Source organism: Terriglobia bacterium (assembly GCA_020073185.1).
Classification (GTDB): domain Bacteria; phylum Acidobacteriota; class Terriglobia; order Terriglobales; family Acidobacteriaceae; genus JAIQGF01.
The window spans coordinates 1-21,488 of record JAIQFT010000066.1; the positions used below are offsets into that span (position 1 = coordinate 1).

Consider the following 21,488-nt stretch of genomic DNA (forward strand, 5'->3'; position numbering starts at 1 on the left):
GAGAAGACGGTGCGGCCCTGATTCATGAGCCATTGTGTACTCTCCTCGCATTCGAATCGCGGCAAGCCCGAAATGGCTTCAACTTATTGCGCAGCTACTACTTGCAGCCATCACCTTGCAACTTAACCGGACAGCAGTGTTCTAAGATAAGAGATACAGACCAGCAGAAAACGAAACAGAATAGCTTTCAGCAAGTCCAGAATCTGGACGGTGTATTCGACATAGATCGCAATCGAATACAGGGGTCACCGGTCTTGCTCGTGGATGATATGGTCGATTCGCGTTGGACGTTTACTACATTAGCGGCGAAGTTGCGCCAGTCAGGTACTGGCCCGGTGTTTCCGTTCGCTCTTGCCGATGCTTCGGCGGGAGATGGAGATTAGCCTTATGGATCTCATGCCATCGCTCGATGCGCAAGCAATACTTCTTCTGTGTGCCCGCCTTGGTGACCGACAGGACGACACAGTAAAGCCATTGACTACGAGGCAATACTCAGCGTTGGCAAAATGGCTGCGAGAGCGTTCGTTACGTCCAGGCGACCTTCTGAACGATTCAGGCCGAAGTCAACTCGACGATCTAAATGTTCAGGAACTTAACGCGGGGAGTGTAGAGAAGCTACTAGCTCGCGGCGCGGCCCTCGCGATCATGGTCGAAAGATGGGTGAGCCGTGGTATGTGGATTCTTAGTCGAGGTGATGCTGCGTATCCGACGAGATATAGGAACTATCTGCAACACAACGCTCCTCCACTCTTATACGGCGTAGGTTCTCAAGCGGTAATTCAGGATGGGGGGCTTGCAGTCGTCGGCTCGCGTAACGCGGGCGACGAAGATATCGATTTTGCACGGCGGATCGGCGCATCGTGCGCCTCCCAGCATGTCTGCGTGATATCCGGAGCTGCCAAAGGCGTAGATTCCGAATCCATGATGTCTTCAATCGACCGGGGCGGGCGTGCGATAGGGGTTCTTGCGGAGGGTCTCAGCCGCGCGTCCATAGCGTCTAGCTATCGGCAGGCAATTGTTGACGAGCAGCTAACCCTGATGTCGCCTTTTGATCCAGAATTGAGATGGCTTTCCTTCAATGCTATGGAACGGAATAAATTGATCTACGGACTCGCTGATGCTGCTCTCATCGTCGCGTGTGCGGATGAAAAGAGCGGCACATGGGCGGGTGCTGTAGACGCACTCAAGCTTGGCCGCATTCCCGTATATGTAAAGCAAACCGGTACGTTTGCCAACGGCAACAAGAAGCTAAGCCAGATGGGTGCAAGGGACTTTCCTGTGGAAGCATGGAACGATGTCTCTGGCCTATTTCGAAGGCCAGCGCAGTTTACACCGCTGTTCGAACAGTCAGAGGCGTCCGGTACTCATCAGCAAGAACCAGCAGTCCCAGCGACGGAAGGCGCCCTTATTACTGAGCAGGCGCAAACCAGTAGCGCGTGCGAGCATGTCGAAGATGACGCCTATTCCCATGTTTGGCCGCTCCTTCTCAAGGTCCTAGAACAACCTCAAGAAGAACAAGGAATTGCGAAGAGCCTAAACGTACTTCCCGGACAGGCAAGAGCATGGCTTAAACGAGCGGTCGCCGAAGGCACAGTGAAGAAACTTGCGAAGCCCGTCAGGTATGTCAGAGCATCAGAATCATTGTTCATCGCGAGTACAACGAAGCAGCGAGCGTGAGTGAATATCCACAAAGCGTTGGCTTCTCAGCGGACGGCCGGAAACAAACCTGAGGGTCCTCCGGTGAAGCCCGGTTTTGGAGCGACAGGCTGGGGATTTTCTATACGGTGTTCCGGGCGGGTGATCCGCCCCACGCTCTTGACATTAACCTGGCGGTGCCCCGGTCAGGCTCGGGTTTGGCTTGGCCGGGGGGTTTTCCTCTCGATGGCACAGATGATGCTGGGTGGCCCACATTTGCCCCGTTTGGCTAATGTGGATCTTTTCCTAACGTGAGGATTTCTCTTTATGCCCGTGCTCCCACACCAAATGCGCAGTTCAGCCGCGTAGCGGCGGCAGATAGTAGCCCCGGGCGTAAGCCCGGGGTACGCGGCCTGCCGGAGTGCATTCCACTCTGCCGAAGGCCGGCGCGCAGCCGCCGGGGTTCCCGACGCGCGCCGATTTTGCGCGCGACGGGGTGGAGGTGCTTGCGGCGCAGCGCCAATAAAAGACCGCCGCTGGTCCCACCCTCTGCCCGAGATGAAACCGTCGGAGCAATATGGTAAGTTACCGCTTGTGAGCAAAGTCGAGAGGATCGAGCGGGAAGTTCAGACATTTTCTCCCGAGGAGCTGTCCGCGTTTCGCCAATGGTTTACGGGCTTCGACGCCGAAGCTTGGGATAGGCAGTTCGAGGCGGACGTGACGGCCGGGAAACTCGATACTTTGGCCGAACGTGCTCTCCGCGGCCACGTCAACTCCGGTTCTTGAAGGGGATGGGCTTCTGTGTTTGCGTGAGAGCTGGTTCGGCGTGATTTCCGGTCGCGTGACATCACGACTCCGCAGCCCCGGCGGGGCGGTTGAAAGTAGCCCGCCGCTTCAGCGGCGGGACGAAGTGCGAAAAATCTCCCAGTGCCGTAGGCACGATTGAAGTTCTCACGCACCCACTTCGGGCCGTCCGTAAATGCCGTACAAAGGGTACGGCCTTAGCCGCTGACGGACCGGCAACGTGCTTGATTGGAGCTTCCCTAAAGGCCAAGAGCCAAAACTCGTCACACTGTTCCGTGACCCACATCACATACCGTCCACCCTCCCCGCGCCTACCATGCACCTGTGCCCCAGGGCGCGTAGAGGGTTGGTGTGTTCAGCCCTCTCCGTTCGTTTTTTGACAACACGGCGCTGCGCGGCAGCTCCTCCAAACTCCTCCTGACGGTTACCGTGGACTTTTGACGGTATACCGTCGTTAAGTTGTTGATTTCACTCTTAGGGGAGGGGGGAGGGGGTATTAAACGATGTCCAGGCCTGCGTTAGCGAACAAGTAAACTTTCCGCCGACAGCCGCGTGCCGCTATGCGCAGCGCGCCAAATGCACCGCGAACCACCTTCGCCGATCCATCCACGTGCACTCGCGCACGAACCGGCCATTCTGCAATACGGACTCCACCATGGTCGGCGTGAATTTGTAGCTGTTCTCGGTGTGAATGGTTTCGCCGCGCTGGAAGCTCACTCGCATCCGCAGGCCGCGAATCTCGACCTCTTGCGTGCGCCTGCTTTCCAGGTGCATTTCGATCCGCGACGCCACCGGGTTCCAGCGCGCCACGTGCGCAAACGACTCCGGCTCGAAGTTGGCTCCCAGTTCGCGATTGATCCGCACCAGCACATTGCGGTTGAACGCTGCTGTCACGCCCGCCGCGTCGTCGTACGCCGGCAGCAGCACCGACGAATTTTTCACTAAGTCGGTGCCCAGCAGCAGCGTGTCCCGCGCTCCCAGCATCGATCGCAAGTGCGACAGCAGCAGCGACGCCTGCAGCGGCTCGAAGTTGCCGATGCTCGAGCCCAAGTAAAGGATGAGCCTCGGCCCCGGCACCTCGCCGACGAAATCCATGCTGCTGGCGTAGTCGGCGACGATGGGATGCACCGTGACCTCGCGCAGCCCGCGCAGGTTCTCCTCGGCCGCGTCCAGCGCTGCTTCGGATACGTCCACCGGGTAGAAATGGACGCGTCCGCGCTGCTCCTGCAATGCCTCCAGGATCATGCGCGTCTTGATCGCGGTGCCGGCGCCAAGCTCGATCACGTTCGCTGGCAGCCCCGCGGCCATCACCATTGCCTGTGCCCGGCCGCGCAGGATGTTCGTTTCACGCCGTGTCAGGTAGTACTCGGGCAGGAGCGTGATCTGCTCGAACAGCTCCGATCCCGTCGCGTCGTAGAACAACTTGGGCGGCAGCGTTTTCGGCGCCGCGCTCAGGCCGGCCAGCACGTCAGCCGCGAGCGAGGACAATAATTGTGGCTCAGTCGATATCGCTCGCAAGTCGCACTCCTGAAAATTGCCAGCGTGCCTGGGGCGGAAAGAAATTTCGATACGTGGCGCGGATGTGGCTGGCGGGCGTGGCGCACGATCCCCCGCGCAATACCATCTGGTTGCACATGAATTTTCCGTTGTACTCGCCGAGCGCGCCCGCCGCCGGACGGAATCCTGGATACGCCGCGTACGGACTCGCCGTCCACTCCCACACATCGCCAAACATCTGCTGCAGCGTGTGGCTCGGGTCTGCGACCCGAGGATGAAATACCTCATCCTCCAGCATCGTCCCGCGACTCGGATTCCGTTCCGCCGCGAACTCCCACTCTTCTTCCAACGGCAGCCGCGCTCCCGCCCAGCGCGCGTACGCGTCGGCTTCGTAGTAGCTGACGTGACACGCCGGCTCGCTTTCCTCCACCCGCCGCGTGCCGCTCAGCGTGTACTGCCACCATTCGTCATCGCGGCGTTCCCAGTACAGCGGCGCTTCCCACTGCTGCGCGCACACCGTGTCCCAGCCGTCCGACAGCCACAACTCGGGTCTGCGATATCCGCCGTCGCGCATGAACTCCAGCCACTCGCGGTTGATAACCGCGCGCGACCTCGTGCGAAACGGCCGTAGCAATACCTCGTGTCGCGGACCTTCGTTGTCGAACGCGAAACCGCCGCCCGCATGTCCGATCTCGCGAATCCCGCCCTCAAACTCTTGCCAGGTTGCGTGGCTGGGAGCTGTGTCGCACGGGACTCCAACCCGTGTCTCGCCGCCGACCTTGTCCAAGTGCCCGCGATACGCCGGTCGCAGTGGGCTCGACCACAGCGCGTGCTTGATGTCGGTGAGCAGCAATTCCTGGTGCTGCTGCTCGTGGTTCACGCCCAGCTCAATCAGCGCCAGCGCGTCGTCGTCGGCGCGCTCGATCAGCTCGACCATCGCCTCATCCACGCCGCGGCGGTACGCGTGCACCTCGTCGAGGGACGGACGCGACATCAGCCCGCGCGCCCCGCGATTGGGATGCGCACCCACCTGCTTGTAATAGGAATTGAAAAGTTGACGAAAGCGCTCATCGAACGGCCCGTAGGCCAGTGCGTGGGTTGTCAGGAGGAACGTTGCAAAGAACCACGTGGTATGCGCCAGGTGCCACTTGGTCGGGCTGGCCTCCGGCATCGACTGCAACATCTGGTCTTCCGCCGACAACGGCGCCGCCAGCCGCTCGGTGGCCGCGCGCACCTCGCAATACCTGCGCGCCAGCGCTGGCGCAATCTTCCCGGCTTCGATCCTGTGCGTTGCCATAGCTGCCCCACGTACTCGTGGCGCAGTTACCTAAGATGCGCGGAGCCTGTCCAGGCATCAATTTTTAAGAAGTGTCAGCCTGAGCGAGGACGCGCCAAACAACCAGCCGGCGCGGTCCCCACATGCGGGTGGCGCGTCCGAGTCGAAGGACCTGCTTCTTGTGGCGACCTCGGAGATCCCCCCTCGTCCCGCGATAGCGACTCGCAACTCACAACGGCTTTTTCCCCCATCCACCCCCGCCCGGTGTCTCGATCCTTACCACGTCACCCGCCTTCGCCTCGCGATTGCACTTGCCCGGCAATTCTTCGATCTGACCATCGCGCCGGATGAGCGTTGCCTTGCCCATCGCGCCCACCTCTCCGCCCGCCAACCCATACGGAGGGAATTTCCTGCGATCGGCCAATATCGTGACCTGCGAATCGGCCAGCAATTCGATCTCGCGCACCAGCCCGTCTCCGCCGCGATACTTGCCCTTTCCGCCCGAGCCGCGCCGATAGCCATACCTGCGCACGCGAAACGGATACGCATACTCCAGCGCCTCCACCGGCGTGTTCAGCGAGTTCGTCATGTGGGTGTGAATGCCCGGCACGCCATCCAGTCCTGGGCGCGCGCCCATTCCGCCGGCCGTGGTTTCGTAATAGGCGAATGGTTTACCGCTGCGCGGATCCATGCCGCCGACGGTCACGTTGGTCATGGTTCCCGCGCTCGCCGCCGGGACGCGTTCCGGCGCCGCCTGCGCCAGGGCGCGCATCAGCACGTCCACCGTGCGCTGCGAGGTCTCGACGTTTCCGCCCGCCACCGCCGCCGGCGGCCGCGCATTCACAATCGTTCCCTCCGGCGCCGTCAGCTTGATCGGGTGCATGATCCCGGCCGTCGCCGGCACGTCGTCGCCCAGCAGGCAGCGGAAGACGTAATACGTCGCCGAGTACGTGATCGCCTCGACCGCGTTGATGCTCCCCGCCACCTGCGGATCGGTGCCGGTAAAGTCGACCTCGGCGCGTTTTCTTCGCGGATCGATGCGCAGCGTGACGCGAATCCGTATTGCTCCTTCGTTCACCCCGTCGTCGTCCATGAAATCTTCCGCCGCGAACTCGCCCGCCGGCAGCTTCGCCAGTTCCGCGCGCACCAGCCGTTCGGAATAATCCAGCAATTCGCGCATGTTCCGCCGCACGCGTGCCAGCCCGTACTTCGCGGTCATTTCCGCGAGCCGCTGCGCGCCCACGCGGCACGCCCCGATCTGCGACGTCAGATCGCCCTCGCGCTCCGCCGACGTGCGCACGTTGTACAGCAGCAGCGCCATGATGTCGCGGTCAATCTCGCCCGCGCGTGCGATCTTCACTGGCGGAATCCTGATGCCTTCCTGGTAAATCTCGCGGCACAGCCCCATCGAGCCCGGATACGTTCCGCCCACATCCGCGTGATGCGCCCGGCTCGCCACATAAAACGCCGGTGTGGCGCGGCTCTCTGACCTTTGAGCGCGGTTTGCACTCTTGTCAAACCTCATTCTTTGAAGGGGCGCCATTCTTCGAAGGGGCACGTTTTGAAGGGGCGCGGCTTTAGCCGCGCCGTAGTGCCCGGCTGCTCTTCCAGCTTTAGCCGCTGAGGGAGCTGTTTCGAACTGATCCGAACCGCTTTTGAAATCATCTTTACAGACATACACCGGCAAAACCATTGTGATATCCGGCAGGTGCGTCCCTCCGGCGTACGGATCGTTCAGAATCGCAATGTCTCCCGGGTCGAGCTCCAACGCCTCCACCGCAGCCTTTACCGACATCGGCATCGAGCCCAAATGCACCGGCATATGGTCGCCCATCGCGACCACCTGCCCGGCGCCGTCGAACACCGCGCAGGAATAATCGCGCCGCTCTTTGATGTTGGGTGAAAACGCGGTGCGCCGCAGCGTAGCGCCCATCTCCTCCGCGATGGAGTGAAACGCGCTGCGAAAAATCGCCAGCTCGATCGGATCGACTTTTGGCTTCTTCGCCATCACCGTACTTCGATCACCATGTTTTCGCGCTCGTCCACGTGTGCGCGGCATCCCGGCGGCAGCACCGTCGTGGCGCTGTACTCGGCGACGATCGCCGGCCCCACAAACGCATCGCCCGGCCGCAATCGCGCGCGGTCGTACACCGGCGCCTTGGAAGCCTTGCCTTCAAAAATCACGCGACGATGCTTCACGATCGCTTGCTCGCCATTGCCGCGCGCCAACTTCTTCTTAGGGAAGGGCACCGGCTCGCTCGACGCCACCATCCTCACGCGCACGTTCACCACCTCGACCCGCCGTTGCTCGTCGGCGTATCCATAGCGCCGGCGATGCGCCTGGTGAAAGCGCTTCACGAAGTCGCGACCGAACGGCACGCTCAGCTCAAATCCCTGACCTGCGTAACGAACATCCGCGTAGCGCATCGCGACCGCCTTCAGGCCTTCAGCCCGCATCTCTTTTGTGCCGCGCTGCTCCAGCTCGCGAAAATGCTTTTCCAGCGGCGCCGCATCCGTGCCCAGCATCACCGTGCGCGAATAATCCTTCACCACGTCCGACATCAGGATTCCGAGCGCCGACAGCGCGCCCGGCATCTGCGGCACCAGGACGCGCGGAATGCGCAAGGCACGCGCCAGCGCGCAGGCGTGCAGCGGCCCTGCGCCGCCAAAGCTCACCAGCGTGAAGTCGCGCGGATCGTGTCCGCGCTCCACCGAGATCACTCGTATGGCCTTTTCCATTGCCGCTTCCGCCAGCCGCACGATTCCGGCGGCAAATTCTTCGACGCTCGCCAGCGGCCCTTTCGCTGCTTGCAAGAACTTCCGCGCGCGCTCTTCCTCCAACGACATCTCGCCGCCAAGAAAGAACTCCGGGTCCAGCCTCCCCAGCGCGAGGTTCGCATCTGTGACTGTCGGCTCCGTGCCGCGCCCGTAGCAGATCGGCCCGGGATCGGCGCCCGCCGACTGCGGCCCCACTCGCAGCGCGCCCCCGGCGTCGAACCGCGCCAGCGATCCGCCGCCCGCGCCCACGCTGTGTATGTCCAGCATCGGCACGCTGATCGGCAGCCCCGCAACGAGCGACTCGTTGGTCGTGCGCAGACCCTCGCCGCCGTCCACCAGTGCCACGTCGGTCGAAGTCCCGCCCATGTCGAACCCGATGATCTTGTTGAACCCGGCCATGCGCGCTACCGCGTGTGCGCCCACCACACCGCCCGCCGGACCCGACAGTACGGTTCGCACCGGCTCCTTCGCCGCCACCGTCGCCGAAACGATCCCTCCCGATGACTGCATCACCTGCAGCCGCCCACCCGCGAATTCGCTCTCCAGCGCCCTCTGCAGCCCGCTGATGTACCGCCCCATCTTCGGCGCCAGGTACGCGTTCACCACCACGGTGGACGCGCGCTCGTACTCGCGAAACTCGGGCAGGATTTCGTGCGATAGCGACACCGGCACGCCCAGCTTGTCCAGTGCCGTCGCCACTGCCCGCTCGTTTCTTGGATTGGCAAAGGAAAAGAGGAGCGAAACCGCGATCGCCTCCGGCCGCGCTGCCCGGATTGAATCGGCCAATTCCTGCAGATCGTGCGCGCCCGGCGACTGCAGAATTTCTCCCGTCGCCGACGTCCGCTCCGCCACGCCGAACCTCAACTCCGGCGGCGCCAGCGGCGGATCCGGAACCACGAACCAGTCATACAGCCGCGGCCGTGCCTGCCGCCCGATCGCAATCGTGTCCTCAAATCCCTCCGTCGTGACGAACGCCATCCGCGCACCCTTGCGCTCCAGCACCGTGTTCGTGCCGACCGTGGTTCCGTGCCGGACCTCCAGAACTTCCCCGGTTGCCCCACCCTTATCGTCCCCAGTGGGCAGCCCACCCTTATCTCGCCCAGGTTTGGCGAGATAGGGTGGGGTCGTTCCTCGCACAATCTTCCGCAACGCCTCGACAATTGCCTCCGCCGGATTCGCGGGTGTGGAGAACACTTTCAGCACGTGCGTCTTCCCGTCGCGCAGATACACGCAATCGGTGAACGTCCCGCCGGTATCAACCGCAACTCTCATGCACTAGCCACAGACCACTAGCCACAGCTACTACAACACCGCCGTCTCCTCCAGCAATCTCCCGGTCGCGAACCGGTTCACGCTCAACAGCTCCGGATTTACGACATCCGTGCTCCCGGTCAAAATCAAATCGCTGAGAATTTTTCCCGTCGAAGGCGCGTGCATGACGCCGTGCCCGCTGAAGCCGTTGGCCAGGAAAAACCCGCGCACCTCGTCCACCGCGCCCAGGATGCAGTGATGATCCGGCGTCACCTCGTACAGCCCCGCCCACGCGCGTTTGGGATTAACTGCCAGGTTCTCGAACACCGGCACCCGCTCCGCCGCGCGCGTCAGCACTTTCTCAATGAACGACGGTTCAAAGTCGGTTTTGAATCCCGGCGTTTCTTCCGGATCGTTCCACGCCAGCAGGAAACCCAGAGACTCCGGCCGAAAATGAAATCCATTGCTCATATCAATGATCATCGGCGCCGTGTGCGGAAACTGATCGAACGGTTCGGTCGGCACCAGCATGCGCCGCAGCGGCTCGATGGGCAGATCCACGCCGGCCATCGCACCCACTTCCGCCGCCCACGCGCCCGCCGCGTTCACTACTGTGTTCGTCTCCACCGTGCCGCGGGTCGTCTTAACGGCCGTCACCCGCGTGCGTTCGACCTTGATTTCCGTGACCTGCGTGTTCTTCCAAATTCGCGCGCCCTGCTCCAGCGCCCAGTTCATGAACCCGTTCATCGCGCTGTACGGGTCCACGAATCCGTCGCTCGCGCAAAAGCTTCCGCCCACGATGTCGTCGCCCTTCAACTGCGGATACGTCGAGCGTATCTCCTCCGCCGACACCAGCCGCGCCGTCCTCAGCCCCAGCTTCACCTGGCGCTCAAGGTTCGCGCTCAGGTATTTCATGTGCGCGTCGCGCGTGGCCACGAACAGATACCCTTGCGGCCGGTATCCGCACGGATATCCCAGCGTCTCCTCGAACGCCGCGTAGAAGGGAATCGAGTACATCGACATCTGTATGTTCACCGGCGTGGCGAACTGTGCCCGCACGCCGCCCATGCTTTTGCCGGTCGATCCTTTGCCTTGCGATGTCTCGCGCTCGATTACCAGCACGCTGCGGCATCCCGCCGCCGTCAAGTGATAGGCGATGCTCGCCCCGACAATTCCTCCGCCGACAATCACCACATCCGCAGTTTCCACTGGCATTCCGCTGCCTCAAGTCTGCAACCTGCTTTCGCGACCGCATATCGTAGCCTGAGCTCGTCGCATTCCACCTTCGTGCCACCCCCAACCCGAAGATTTTTTCGCTGGCAAATTAGTTACTTAGTAACAAAAAGAATGCCCCCATCCCGGCAACTCGTGTATCCTTGCCGTCGTCGTATGGCGTACTTTGACGTTCGTAAAGCTCTCTAGACGACGGTTAACCAGCGACAGCCAACCACCCTTCCAAAATTAGCACCACGACGGTGAAGCTATGCAGAAGGGTTTCTTAGGTTACTTGCGACTCCAATGCTCGCCGGCGCTGTTATTGCGCGTGCTGAAACCCTCCTCTCCCTTCCAGGTAGCCTCCGGATCGCTGCCGTCCAGCGTCTGCTTCCCCGCTAACCTTTGTGACTCGATCCCTAGCACATGTCATTTGCCAGCCCTTATGTGCAGCACTGCCCATCACGGTCCCGACTTGTGGGACCGCGCGCGGGCTCATCTGTTTAATCCATAGCAAACACAAGGAGGTCGGGCGTAGCCGGCTATGAAGTCCATATCGGCAGTCTTCCTCGTTTTGATCTTTGCGGCGGCTCTTGCCGGCGCGCAGTCCAAACCAGCGTCGCAGGCAACAGCACCGTCGTCCCAGGAAGCAGGTGCGGACCAATATGTCGGCGCCTCTACCTGTCAGGGTTGCCACGACGAAGTGTACAAGGTCTTCGAGACTTCTCCGCACTGGGTAACCACCCAGGAAACCAAGACGACCCACGGCGCTCACGGTTGCGAATCCTGCCATGGTCCGGGGAAGGCCCACGTCGAGGGCGGCGGCGACAAGTCCAAGATCTTCGTCTTCCTCACCGCCAAGAGCGATGAGATCACCAAGCGCTGCATGGCCTGCCACGAAGCCAAGCCGGAGCAGCGGGATTTCATGCGCTCCACGCACAACGAGAACGGCGTCAGTTGCACCAGTTGCCACTCCATCCACCACAGCAAGGGAGAATATCTGCTGACCAGCAAGCAGCCCATGCTGTGTTACTCCTGCCACGCCGAACAGAGGGCCGATTTCCAGAAGACATTCCGCCATCGAGTGAACGAGGGCTTGATCAAGTGCACCGACTGCCACAATGCGCACGGCACTCTGCGTGATCGCCAGGTCCGGTCAGCGCCCAATCAGGACCTCATCTGCTTGAAATGCCACGCCGACAAGCGTGGGCCCTTCGTCTTCGAGCACGAACCCGTCCGGGTTGAGGGTTGCATGGTTTGCCACACCCCGCACTCCTCGGTATATCCCCGCATGTTGCTCACCGCACGCATCAACTCACTTTGCACCCAGTGCCACGAGCAACTGCCGGTGGGTGTGCACGGCGCGCAGAACCAATATCGGCAGGCTTGCATCGTGTGCCACATGAGTATTCACGGCTCAAACGTGAGCAACCTTTTCTTCAAATAGAGCAAGGAGAACCACCATGGCAAATCGAAAGCACAATGCGCCGCGGCCTCTCCTTCGCGGAGAAAAGCCGTTGGATGGGAGCCGACCTATGAACACCAAACATGCATTTCTTGTCGTGATCCTGATGTTGGCATTGCCGCTGTTTGCGCTGGCGCAAGAGCCCGATCAACCAGGCCAGGTTTGGGGCGACTACACGGTTCACCAGTCCATCGAACTCGGCGGCCACATTGTGGGCGTCGGCGGCAATCCGCAGATGTACGATACCTTCGTCAACCTCGCCAGCGGTCCGCGCCTTCTGTCGCAGGAACTGTCGATGCAGTCCCGGACCCACCAGAGCGTGCTCTTCGACAACCTGTACCTGAGCAGTTTCGGATTCGGCGGCGAACCGGAGAGTCTGGCTCGCCTGCGGATTCAGAAGAGCAAGGTGTACAACTTTGTCGGCCTCTATCGCCGCGATAAGAACTATTTCGACTATGACCTGTTTGCCAACCCGCTCAACCTGAACGCCGGTATCACCACTTGCGGCGTCGGTTGCACCAACGCCTTCACCCCGTCGGCACTACCTTGGTTCAACAATTCCCCGCACTTGCAGGCCACCACCCGCAACATGGGTGATTTCTCCCTGACACTCCTGCCCGAGTCCGCCGTCAGCGTCCGTCTCGGTTATGCCCGCAATGCCACTTATGGAAGAGTGGACACCAGCCTGGAGGCGCCCATTCGCACCATCTTGACGGAGGACTCCCAGTGGCGTTCCGACCGCTACCAATTCGGTGTGGATCTGAAGCTGCTGCCGCGCACCAACCTCAGCCTCGATGTATTTTTCGAGCACGACAAGAACGACATCGGCTTCCTCGATGGCAACGTGCTCTATGCGTTGGGTAACGCCACTGGACCGACGGTCGATATCGGGGTCCTGCTACCGCCCTTGAGTGGCACCCTGCCCTCGTGCGCCGGTGCCGGCACCCCCCAGACCATTCACACGGGGAATATTTTCATTATCAATTCGGGCTGCAATGCCGTTCTCGTGAACTCCGGCCCCGGCGGCCCCTATTTTAAGCGCGGTCATCTCCGTACCGACATTCCGACCGGGCAGATTGCGTTGCAGTCGAATTATTTCCGCAAGCTGGACCTCACCGCCAGCGCCACCTACAGTTCCGCCAGTTCCGATTTCCTGAACTTCAACGAGTTCATGCATGGCAGTACCGCCACCCTGAACAGCGGCAGTCCCAACACGGATCGTGTCTCGGCCAACGCCGACCTTGGCGTGACCCTCCACCTCACCAAGCACTTGAGCATTTCCGACAAGTTCCGCTGGCTGAACTGGCGTGAACCGGGTGCCTTCACCAATACGGCGTTCAACTGCGTTCTCGCTTCTGGCGCGGCCCTCGCTGGCCCTACCGGATTTCCCGCCGGTGCGGTCACCCTGACCGCACTCCGCAATCCCTGCAATAGCGACATTCTCACCCTCACCGGCGTGACCGCCTCCGGCAACGCCACCAGTGGAAGCTACCAAGCCATAACTTCCTATAACTCGATTTTGGGCGAAGATTCGTACTTCAACATCGTGAAGTTGAACTGGCAGCCCAGTCGTCGTCTCGGCGGTTACATCGGTTACCGCTACGGGCATCGCAAGGTGAGGGATGGCAATCTCGGCGTCGGCGTCTATAACCAGGTGACCACGAATTTTGCAAACAACGGCACCGGCGCGGTTCCCACCACTCCTACGGTTACGACCTCCGTCGGCGCCGTGGACAAAGAAGAAATCAACCTGCATACCGGCCTGCTGGGAGTTGCGGTTCGTCCCGTGGACGCGTGGCGGATCAATGGCGATCTGGAGTTCCTCTATGCCGACAACTCCTTCACCCTCATCACTCCGCGTCACCAGCAGCGGGTGCGGGTTTACAGCAACTACAAGTTGAATCGCTGGATGAGCCTTAACGGCGGTCTGCATTTTGTCGAGACGCGCAATGGTTTTGCCGCCGGGGACACCGTCGAAAACCTCTCCGGAACCATAGCCGCCAACGTCGGCGGCCCACTGTTTCCGGCTACGTTTACTTCTGCCGCCTATGGCCACAAGGACCATTGGCGCTACTACACCTTCGGAACCAGTATCAACCCCAACTCCAAGTTCACCTTTGATCTGGGATGGACTTTGCTGGACCAGGACATCAAGTCGGCGACCTGCCTACCGTTAAGCGGGACGGGAGGAGTGTTCGGCGGTACGGTTACTGCTCCCGCCCCCTGCAACAACGCTGCCACTGCTCGGGCGTTCCTGCAGGACTTTCAGGAGTCCACCAACTCCGCCTACACCAACATTGCCTACCGGCCGACCAAACGCTTTACTCTGAGCCTCGGCTATGAGGTCACTCAAGACAACGGGCACACCAACTGGCGGCGTCTGGACAATGGCACCAATCTCCAGGTGGTCGGCGACATTTTCGGTAACTCACCCCCGCTAGCCGGCAACCCAATCTCACCCTGTCCGCTCGGGTCCGCGGGTGCTGCCGTCGGCTGCATTTTCCCCGGACCGTTCCCCGATCAACCACTTGGTCCTCAGGCCATCAACTGGCACAAAGGCTCCGCCGGCTTGGCCTTTGAAGTGGTCAAGGGAGTCGAGTTCAAGGGCCTGTGGAGCTATTACGACTACAACGGGAAAGATCACAGCCCCGCGTTAGCGTTGCTGACAGTCACCTCTCGTCGTGATTTCCACGCCCACGTCGGAACTCTTTCGTTGAGGTACAGCTTCTAATTCCACTTCCCACAGAAGGCTACGGGGCGGTCGTGAGGCCGCCCCAAATTTTCTTGTTACCTCTCGTCCCATCGTGGGAGCGGGAAAAATCGATTGTCGATCCACAGATCTCGGTTGAACCCGAGCATCTTCTGCCGCTGAAGGGCTGTTAGCGACAACCATCGGTCTCTATCACAGGCCGTTTATCGATATCGATTGTCGCGGCTTAGACGATAGCGGTGGTTCAGGCGCCACGACTCGAATCTTCGGAATCCATGGATTTCGTCCAAATCAAACTCCGCGATTAGCAGTTCTTCGTCTTCGCCGGCAGCAGCTACGAGCGGGCTTTGAGGTTTACCATTGCGCCATGTGACGCAGCTATACGCTCGCGAATTGCCGTTGGTCTTCGGGCGGGGATAATTGGCCATCCCCACGCCAAGCAGATTTTCCACGGCCCTGGTCAATAGCCCGGCACTTCGGACTTCATCCCAGTCACAGGAGTTCGGCACTACGATCAACTCTGCACCGTTCAGCATGAGTTGAGTCGCCGGTTCCGGAAATTCTCTGTCGGCGCAGATCATAGCCCCGACGTTGACCTTCCCTTCAGCCCCCGTCAGCGTGCATACATCGAACGATTCGCCCGGGCTGCAATTCAAATCGCAACCTGCCGCGTTTTCGCCATCAGGGCCGAAATCGCAGATGCACGCCTTGGAGTAGTGCAGCGACGCCCCGCCCTGATTATTAAAGATCGAAACACTGTTGCGCGGCTTTGGGTTCGACGCCTCCAAGTAAGTAATGGCAACGTTCATTTGGAGATCACGCGCCAGAGACGCAAAACTGCTCAAGAAAGTGCTGTGGTGTTCTACCGCCGATGCTGTCCATCGCCGCTGTGCCGCCGGATCGCCCGGACATGCCTCACCGCCGCTGCTCCAAAGTTCAGGGAACACGACGAGATCAGCACCGAGCGCCTTCGCTTGGCGGCAGCAGTCAAGGCCCTTTTCGAGGTTGGTGTGCGGCTCGATGCCACATGGTGCGATCTGAAGAAGAGCGACCTTGAAGCGCATATTACCCGGCAGAAGCAAAGCTGCGTCGCTTTGGAGCAGTTTACAGCGACGATGAGTGATGAATCGCCATATCGTAAGTCACGGGTTGCCGCTGGCGAACAAACGCGCAAACTTACGAGAGGGCTGTTTCTTGACGCTCTGCTCTCCTTTGTGCTACATACGCGCTCCCATAGTGGTCTGGTAAGCGGACCAATGTCCCCGGCGCCGTAACACCATGCGGCAGCGGCTGCTCTGGATCCCCAAGATGCTTGGCTTGCTCAACTCGTGCTGGGTGGTGCTGGCGATCTGCGCCGCCGTGCACTACCTGCGAAGCACCGCTCACTCCGTTACCGCAGGACGCCTCCAGCGGGCTTTGGCCCTGGGTTGCGTGCTGGCCATTTTGTTCCCCGTTATCTCCGCTGACGACGATCTGCAACAGCAGCAGATGGCATCCGAGGCTGGCGCTGTCTCCAGGATCATCAAAGCCTCAGCCGACCACGACAATTGCAAGGCTCGCCTTGCAGCCGCGCTGGCCGCTGCCCCCGCCAGACCCGCTTTGGCGAGCACCCTGGACTGCCCCGTCGATGTCGAACCGCCCGTGCACTGCTCGCTCAGGGCACACGCCACCGGCGATCGCTCACCTCCGCAAATCTGATCTCAACCTGTTCTGAACTACGCCCGGCCGTGTGGTGTTGGCGCGTAGAAGGTGCCATTTCGACTGATGGCACAAAACTCCCTGGTGGGACGAATGCTTCGTCCGCGTCGGCTGGCGTAGCGCGTTGACCGGTTTCGAAAACCTTCGCCCGTGAACTGGGGATCACAACGCACTGGGCAACCTGCCCTCAACTTCAGGGCTTGCCCGGTCAAGCCAATGGGGATGTCTTCCCGAGGAGAGAAAAACCAATGCGACACTCGCTGTTCTTGTCCCTTGTGGTGTGTCTCGTCGCGCTAAGCTTGCCAACCTTCGCCGGAGAACCGCCAAACCCCACCGACAAATCCGCCAAACCCTATTCGTCATCTACGACCGGCGCTAGCAAGGAAGAAGTTCAGCAGTTGCGCGGCGAGCTGGCGTCACAACAGCAAACCATGGCGTCACAACAGAAAACCATTGAAGAACTGAAAGCGATGGTCTCCGATCTGGCGCAGCGGCTGGGGACGACCGATGCTCGCGTCCTGCCGGCGGCTGGAACGCAAGGCGGGCGCGTGCAGACGCTCGGCTACAGCGCGCCATCGCTGGAGGAAGCTCTCGACGGCACCACAGCCTCGGGGCAGCCCGGCCAAGCCGCTCTGTCCCAGAAGGCGCCTGAAGAAAAGAAGGAACCCGACAGGCTCGAGTGGTCCGTCGAAGGCGGCAAGGTCCAGATTTACGGGCATTCTGACGTGTCCTACGACTACGTCGACAACGGCATCACCAATGCCATGGAAGCCACCAACCCGTTTCTGGGACCCGCTGCCGTGGCACGCGCCAACAATGGATGGATGGGCCAGATCTCCAGCAACTTGTCTTACTTCGGCGTTCGCGGTTCACGCCGGATCAACTCTTATCTGAACGGCGTGTTCCAGTTCGAGACCGAGGTCATGATGTCCGACACCCCGGGACCCACCTCCGACCTGCAGTGCAAGTACTGTCTGGGGTCGCGCGACACCTATGTGGGGCTCTCCGGTCCGTGGGGCGCGGTCAAACTTGGCAAGGAAGATGCGCCGTACAAAAGAACGACGACTGGCGCTTTCGATCCTTTCCTTAACAGCATCGGCGACGCCAGAAGCATCATGGGCAACAGTGGTGGTGACAACCGCGCCGAGTTCATGGGCCGCGTCTCGCACGCCATCTGGTACGAAAGTCCCACCCATAAGGGGCTCTATGCCAGCATCTTGTTCGCTCCGAGCCAAAACCGCTCCAGCGACAACAGCGCTTACCCCCGAGGCGAGCCCAATTGCGCCGGCGGCAATGGCGCCTTTACCCTCAGTCTCGCGAACAAGGGCAACGTACCTGAAGGCGCCGACCTGAACTCGGTACTTCCGTCGCCGGATACGAACCCTTGCAATGACGGTGCATTTGGCAACGTGCTGAGCGCGGCGGCCACTTACCGCGGGCATGGTCTGTATGCCTTCGGCGGGTACGAGCATCACGGCCATGTGAACCGTACGGGCGACCTAATTGGCGTGGACGATGAAGCCGCCTGGAAGTTCGGCGCGGAGTACACAGTTAAGAAGAGCGGCACGACCCCGAGCTTCGTCTTTGAACACCTGAAGCGCTACGGATCCCAAACCGATCCGCGCCTCAATGAACGCACCCGTCCTCTCGCCACCTGGGTTGCGCTCAGGCAAAAGCTAACCAAGAAGGACACCTTTAACTTCTCTTGGATACGCGCCGGCAAAACATCCGGCGATCCGGGCTTCTGCACAGCGACCGACCCAACGGGTAGCATCTGTACGGCCGCCCTGCCGGTCGACACAGTCAACAACAGCACCAACATGTATGCCGCCGGTGTGAAGCATACGCTCACCAGCAAAATGTCAACCTACTTCGTATACGCGCGGCAAGCCAACCATGTCGACGCTCACTACGATCTGGGTGCCGTTGGACACGGCCTCATCGTTGACAAGAAAGACTTCCTGGGAGTGGGGTTCCCTGGCACGGAACTCCAGGGAGTTTCGGGTGGAGTGACGTTTGATTTCTGACCCGCTGTTAGGGAGTTCCTCCGCTTGGGCGTTCGGATAGATCACGGCCCCAATGGCCGGGATTTCCTGTTCGCTTGGAGTGTGCCCACATCTGCCCGCGGTTGGCAGGTGTGGGGCTCACGACTCCCAACTCGCCGGGATTGTCCCCACACCAGTACCATTAGTTTATGTTGCTTCGGGCTCTGATTGGCTGGCTCGGCATTCTCGCCGTTGCCATTATCAACGGTGGTCTGCGTGACCTTTACATTCGCCCGCGATTCGGGTTCTTCAGCGCCGAGCTTTTTGGTGCGGCCGTGCTATCGGTCGCGATCGTATTCGCCGCAGCAATCGTCATGCGTCCGGTCGCCCCGAACTGGCGTCGTGCCGCCTTTCAGCTTTCCGCGGAATGGCTGGCGTTGACTCTTGCATTTGAGTTCCTATTCTTCCATTACGTCGGCGGAAGATCTTGGAACGAACTGTTCGCCGCCTACCGATTTTGGGAAGGACGCCTGTGGAGTGTTGTGGTGCTGGTAGTCGCCACCGCGCCTTTTATCGTCGGGAGGTTGTCGGCATCGAAAAGGTCGCAGAACTGACAACTGGCCCTAGTCACGCGGCGTACGCGGCGCTAAGCGCGGCAGCTCCACCGGAAGGTTGGTTAGCGCATAGCCGAGCACGCTCATCACCGCCGCGTTCTCCTGCAACTCACGCGGCACGATCTTGTCCAGCGTGTCCGCCGCAGTGTGGTGATAGTCAAAGTAAGTGCGGCTGTCTTGGATGGGACTGAAACTAGGCACGCCCGCGGCCGTGAGGTGGCCGATGTCGCTGCCAACGTCCTCCGACGCGCGCAGCGCGCCTGCGCCTGAACTCTGCAGCACGCTGGCCACCGGACGCAGCAGGCTCTGGATTTGCGGCGGCCCGGCAAAGGCGATCCCCATGGCATGGCCCGCGCCAAGATCGCTTTCCACGGCTGCAAAATGGTTCGGGATATCGGCCGCGTGCCACTTGACGTAAGACCGTGCTCCCAGCAATCCGCCTTCCTCATCCATCCAGGCGACGACTCGCAGCGTGCGCTTCGGTTTGAGCCCAAGTTGCTTCATCACCTGCGCCGCCTGCATCGCGACCGCGACGCCCGCGGCATCGTCAATCGCTCCCGTGCCGAGGTCCCAGGAATCGAGATGGCCGCTGACGATCACTACCTGCTCGGGATGCTCGCTGCCCTTGAGGTCGCCGATGACGTTGTAGCTTTCCACCGGCGGCAGTCCCTGTGGGGTGAGCGTCAGGCGCATGCCGACACGGCCCTGGCGCGCGAGATACTCGATGAGATCGGCATCCTCGGCTGTGACCGCGCCGCCAGGAATCTTGGGAGCGTCGGCGGCGTACGACATGACGCCGGTGTGCGGCAGGCGGTAATCGGCGCCGCCCACGGAGCGAATCAGGGACGCGACCGCGCCCAGCCGCGCCGCGGCCGAGGCGCCGCGTCCACGATATACAACGGCCTGACCGTACGCTTGACCGGCAAGGCCAGCCTCCGCCAGTCGCTTGTCGAACTTGGCGTTGAACAGAACGATCCTGCCCTGAACTTTTTCACGTCCCAGGGCGTTGAGTTCGTCGAAATTGTTCACCACCACGACCTCGGCGGTGATTCCCTCCGCCGGCGTCGCGACGCTGCCGCCCAGCGCGGTGACCACGATCTTCTGCGTCGTGTTGGGCGCCTGGCCGGGAAATTCCACCAATTCGGCAGTCTCAGCGCCTCGCACCCAATGCGGCACAGTGCATTTTTCCAGCGTAACTTCGAGGCCGAGCTTGCGCATCTCGGCCGCGATGTACTCCACCGCCTGCCGCGCCTGCGCCGAGCCGGCCATGCGCGGCCCGATGTTGTCCGTCAAATGCGCCGCGATCTGGTAGGCGTAATCGCTGGCCAGCGCCGCCTGCTGCACCTTCTTCATCTCCTCCATGGCTTGCGGCGGATAGGGATTGGGCGTAGTGTCGCGCGGGCGCTGGGCAAACGACGGAACGAAACACAGGAGCACAAAAACGGCGCAGGCGATTCGTGACATTTCTTTACCCTTCGGAAAACAGGGAGGAGAGCCGGCGCCAGCCGGTGACGGCTCCGGGATTTTGAGCCTCAGATTTCTTCTTCTTCCTCTACCTCTTCAATGATCTCTTGCGGTGCTAGCCAGTCGCTATCGGGACGGCAGATGAGCCTCGCATTCTTGTAGGCCCAGTCCAGTGGCAGAGCGGTGTGCCCCAGATAGCTTCCAGACTGGGTCTTTTCCACAGCCAGTGCCAGATCGACGCGCTCATCAGAAATCAGGCAAACCGGCAGCAACAATTGCAGCTTGCGCACGCGAGGGTAGTACTGCGGTACCGCGGTTTTAAAGTTCCACGATGCGCGCTTTATCGAAAGGTCTACGGCATCCTTGACCCTGTTCATTATTCGGCGGTATGTGCGATTGTCCGCTTGAATTGCCTCTCCGAGCTCAGCGTAGTAAGACTTTCTATCTTCGTGAGCCATTTCCGAAGTATCGCGCGCTACGAATCCAGTCGGCCAGTGGTCTTCAACAAATTCTTGCGGATAACGATCGATACGGTCGACTATCACGTGTTTCCAGTCCATTTCTGGCTTTCCTACGCGCGTGTCATACAACAAATCGGCTGGGTTATCAAAGTAATGAGCCGACGCTGGTAAGGGATTGAAATGACGGACAAGGTTCTGTCCGGCCGCTCCTTCACCAGCAGTGCAGAATGCTGTCAGTTGCCATGGAGCACGAGGATCATCGTTTGGAGAAAAAAGCGCGTAGATAATTTCGTAGCGCGGATCAACTAATCCCGTGTTAAAGGCTGCAAATCCAGCTTCTTCGTTAACTAAGATCTTGCTTTCGAGTACGAGACGTTGAAAGGTGTGGAAGATATAGCTATGCAGAATTGGCAGGGGGTGGTCAGGATTTCGAGGAGCGTTTTTGAACTCCCAACGCTCATTAAGAGCAAATCCATTGAGTTCCGCTAAGATATTCGGCTTCACTGCTGTCCGGTTAAAAGTTGAACAGAATCAGTTGGTTGACGTTTTCGGTGAAATTGGCGTCCTGGTCGATGGCCTGAAGGGCGCATAAAATGGGCGTTTTCTCGAAAAGTGTGAGGCTGAGAATCTGTAGAATC

The 21,488-nt window shown here is 60.5% G+C and carries 16 protein-coding genes and 1 pseudogene; 8 read left to right on the forward strand and 9 right to left on the reverse strand.

Annotated features, from left to right (window positions below; translation table 11 throughout):
• From LAN64_18000 to LAN64_18010, 3 genes are all read left to right on the forward strand, one after another.
• Positions 1–383: hypothetical protein (locus LAN64_18000; GenBank protein ID MBZ5569725.1), on the forward strand; the 383-nt coding region annotated here is incomplete at its 5' end.
• A gap of 4 nt (positions 384–387) precedes the next feature.
• On the forward strand, positions 388–1,677 hold the full coding sequence (locus LAN64_18005; GenBank protein MBZ5569726.1) for a DNA-processing protein DprA: 1,290 nt from the start codon (positions 388–390) through the stop codon (positions 1,675–1,677).
• Between the two features lie 552 nt (positions 1,678–2,229).
• The gene (locus LAN64_18010; protein ID MBZ5569727.1) at positions 2,230–2,421 is read left to right on the forward strand and encodes a hypothetical protein; all 192 of its coding nucleotides are present in this window, start codon (positions 2,230–2,232) and stop codon (positions 2,419–2,421) included.
• 576 nt (positions 2,422–2,997) lie between these two features.
• Here the strand turns inward: LAN64_18010 and egtD are convergent.
• The 6 genes and pseudogenes from egtD to LAN64_18040 form a co-directional block, all read right to left on the reverse strand.
• A complete protein-coding gene (egtD, locus tag LAN64_18015; protein ID MBZ5569728.1) occupies positions 2,998–3,957 on the reverse strand; it encodes an L-histidine N(alpha)-methyltransferase in 960 nt (319 codons plus the stop codon).
• Positions 3,938–5,233, reverse strand: coding sequence for an ergothioneine biosynthesis protein EgtB (gene egtB, locus LAN64_18020; GenBank protein ID MBZ5569729.1), 1,296 nt, complete (start codon positions 5,231–5,233; stop codon positions 3,938–3,940). Before egtB ends, egtD begins: the two co-directional genes overlap by 20 nt.
• A gap of 208 nt (positions 5,234–5,441) precedes the next feature.
• Complete coding sequence (locus LAN64_18025; protein ID MBZ5569730.1) at positions 5,442–6,905, reverse strand: hydantoinase B/oxoprolinase family protein; 1,464 nt, start codon at positions 6,903–6,905, stop codon at positions 5,442–5,444.
• A pseudogene (locus LAN64_18030) lies at positions 6,885–7,220 on the reverse strand (hydantoinase B/oxoprolinase family protein). The gene LAN64_18025 and the pseudogene LAN64_18030 overlap by 21 nt, the downstream one beginning before the upstream one ends.
• Positions 7,220–9,262, reverse strand: coding sequence for a hydantoinase/oxoprolinase family protein (locus LAN64_18035; GenBank protein MBZ5569731.1), 2,043 nt, complete (start codon positions 9,260–9,262; stop codon positions 7,220–7,222). Before LAN64_18035 ends, LAN64_18030 begins: the two are co-directional and overlap by 1 nt.
• 30 nt (positions 9,263–9,292) lie before the next feature.
• On the reverse strand, positions 9,293–10,450 hold the full coding sequence (locus LAN64_18040; protein MBZ5569732.1) for an FAD-binding oxidoreductase: 1,158 nt from the start codon (positions 10,448–10,450) through the stop codon (positions 9,293–9,295).
• A 547-nt stretch (positions 10,451–10,997) separates the two neighbouring features.
• Here LAN64_18040 and LAN64_18045 point away from each other — a divergent pair.
• Both LAN64_18045 and LAN64_18050 read left to right on the forward strand, forming a co-directional pair.
• Positions 10,998–11,900, forward strand: coding sequence for a DmsE family decaheme c-type cytochrome (locus LAN64_18045; protein ID MBZ5569733.1), 903 nt, complete (start codon positions 10,998–11,000; stop codon positions 11,898–11,900).
• A gap of 88 nt (positions 11,901–11,988) precedes the next feature.
• Entirely contained in the window at positions 11,989–14,649 is a 2,661-nt protein-coding gene (locus LAN64_18050; protein MBZ5569734.1) for a hypothetical protein, read from the forward strand.
• A gap of 182 nt (positions 14,650–14,831) precedes the next feature.
• On the opposite strand, the gene LAN64_18055 is transcribed toward LAN64_18050, so the two are convergent.
• On the reverse strand, positions 14,832–15,692 hold the full coding sequence (locus tag LAN64_18055) for a carbon-nitrogen hydrolase family protein (protein MBZ5569735.1): 861 nt from the start codon (positions 15,690–15,692) through the stop codon (positions 14,832–14,834).
• Between the two features lie 214 nt (positions 15,693–15,906).
• Here LAN64_18055 and LAN64_18060 point away from each other — a divergent pair, with 214 nt between their 5' ends.
• From LAN64_18060 to LAN64_18070, 3 genes are all read left to right on the forward strand, one after another.
• Positions 15,907–16,326: a hypothetical protein gene (locus LAN64_18060; protein MBZ5569736.1), complete on the forward strand. Its 420-nt coding sequence runs from the start codon at positions 15,907–15,909 to the stop codon at positions 16,324–16,326.
• A 248-nt stretch (positions 16,327–16,574) separates the two neighbouring features.
• Positions 16,575–18,353, forward strand: coding sequence for a porin (locus LAN64_18065; GenBank protein ID MBZ5569737.1), 1,779 nt, complete (start codon positions 16,575–16,577; stop codon positions 18,351–18,353).
• A 167-nt stretch (positions 18,354–18,520) separates the two neighbouring features.
• On the forward strand, positions 18,521–18,925 hold the full coding sequence (locus LAN64_18070; protein MBZ5569738.1) for a hypothetical protein: 405 nt from the start codon (positions 18,521–18,523) through the stop codon (positions 18,923–18,925).
• 9 nt (positions 18,926–18,934) lie between these two features.
• Here the strand turns inward: LAN64_18070 and LAN64_18075 are convergent, their stop codons facing one another.
• Complete coding sequence (locus tag LAN64_18075; GenBank protein ID MBZ5569739.1) at positions 18,935–20,389, reverse strand: M20/M25/M40 family metallo-hydrolase; 1,455 nt, start codon at positions 20,387–20,389, stop codon at positions 18,935–18,937.
• A 68-nt stretch (positions 20,390–20,457) separates the two neighbouring features.
• The gene (locus LAN64_18080; GenBank protein MBZ5569740.1) at positions 20,458–21,354 is read right to left on the reverse strand and encodes a DUF3825 domain-containing protein; all 897 of its coding nucleotides are present in this window, start codon (positions 21,352–21,354) and stop codon (positions 20,458–20,460) included.
• Positions 21,355–21,488 lie beyond the last annotated feature (134 nt).

What these genes read in the sequence shown, in the direction of transcription:
- LAN64_18055 (MBZ5569735.1), bottom strand. Translation starts at nt 15,692, where the DNA reads ATGCGCTTCAAGGTCGCTCTTCTTCAGATCGCACCATGTGGCATCGAG.
- LAN64_18005 (MBZ5569726.1), top strand. Translation starts at nt 388, where the DNA reads ATGGATCTCATGCCATCGCTCGATGCGCAAGCAATACTTCTTCTGTGT.
- LAN64_18060 (MBZ5569736.1), top strand. Translation starts at nt 15,907, where the DNA reads ATGCGGCAGCGGCTGCTCTGGATCCCCAAGATGCTTGGCTTGCTCAAC.
- LAN64_18070 (MBZ5569738.1), top strand. Translation starts at nt 18,521, where the DNA reads ATGTTGCTTCGGGCTCTGATTGGCTGGCTCGGCATTCTCGCCGTTGCC.
- LAN64_18050 (MBZ5569734.1), top strand. Translation starts at nt 11,989, where the DNA reads ATGAACACCAAACATGCATTTCTTGTCGTGATCCTGATGTTGGCATTG.
- LAN64_18075 (MBZ5569739.1), bottom strand. Translation starts at nt 20,389, where the DNA reads ATGTCACGAATCGCCTGCGCCGTTTTTGTGCTCCTGTGTTTCGTTCCG.
- LAN64_18065 (MBZ5569737.1), top strand. Translation starts at nt 16,575, where the DNA reads ATGCGACACTCGCTGTTCTTGTCCCTTGTGGTGTGTCTCGTCGCGCTA.
- egtB (MBZ5569729.1), bottom strand. Translation starts at nt 5,233, where the DNA reads ATGGCAACGCACAGGATCGAAGCCGGGAAGATTGCGCCAGCGCTGGCG.
- LAN64_18035 (MBZ5569731.1), bottom strand. Translation starts at nt 9,262, where the DNA reads ATGAGAGTTGCGGTTGATACCGGCGGGACGTTCACCGATTGCGTGTAT.
- LAN64_18045 (MBZ5569733.1), top strand. Translation starts at nt 10,998, where the DNA reads ATGAAGTCCATATCGGCAGTCTTCCTCGTTTTGATCTTTGCGGCGGCT.
- LAN64_18025 (MBZ5569730.1), bottom strand. Translation starts at nt 6,905, where the DNA reads ATGGTTTTGCCGGTGTATGTCTGTAAAGATGATTTCAAAAGCGGTTCG.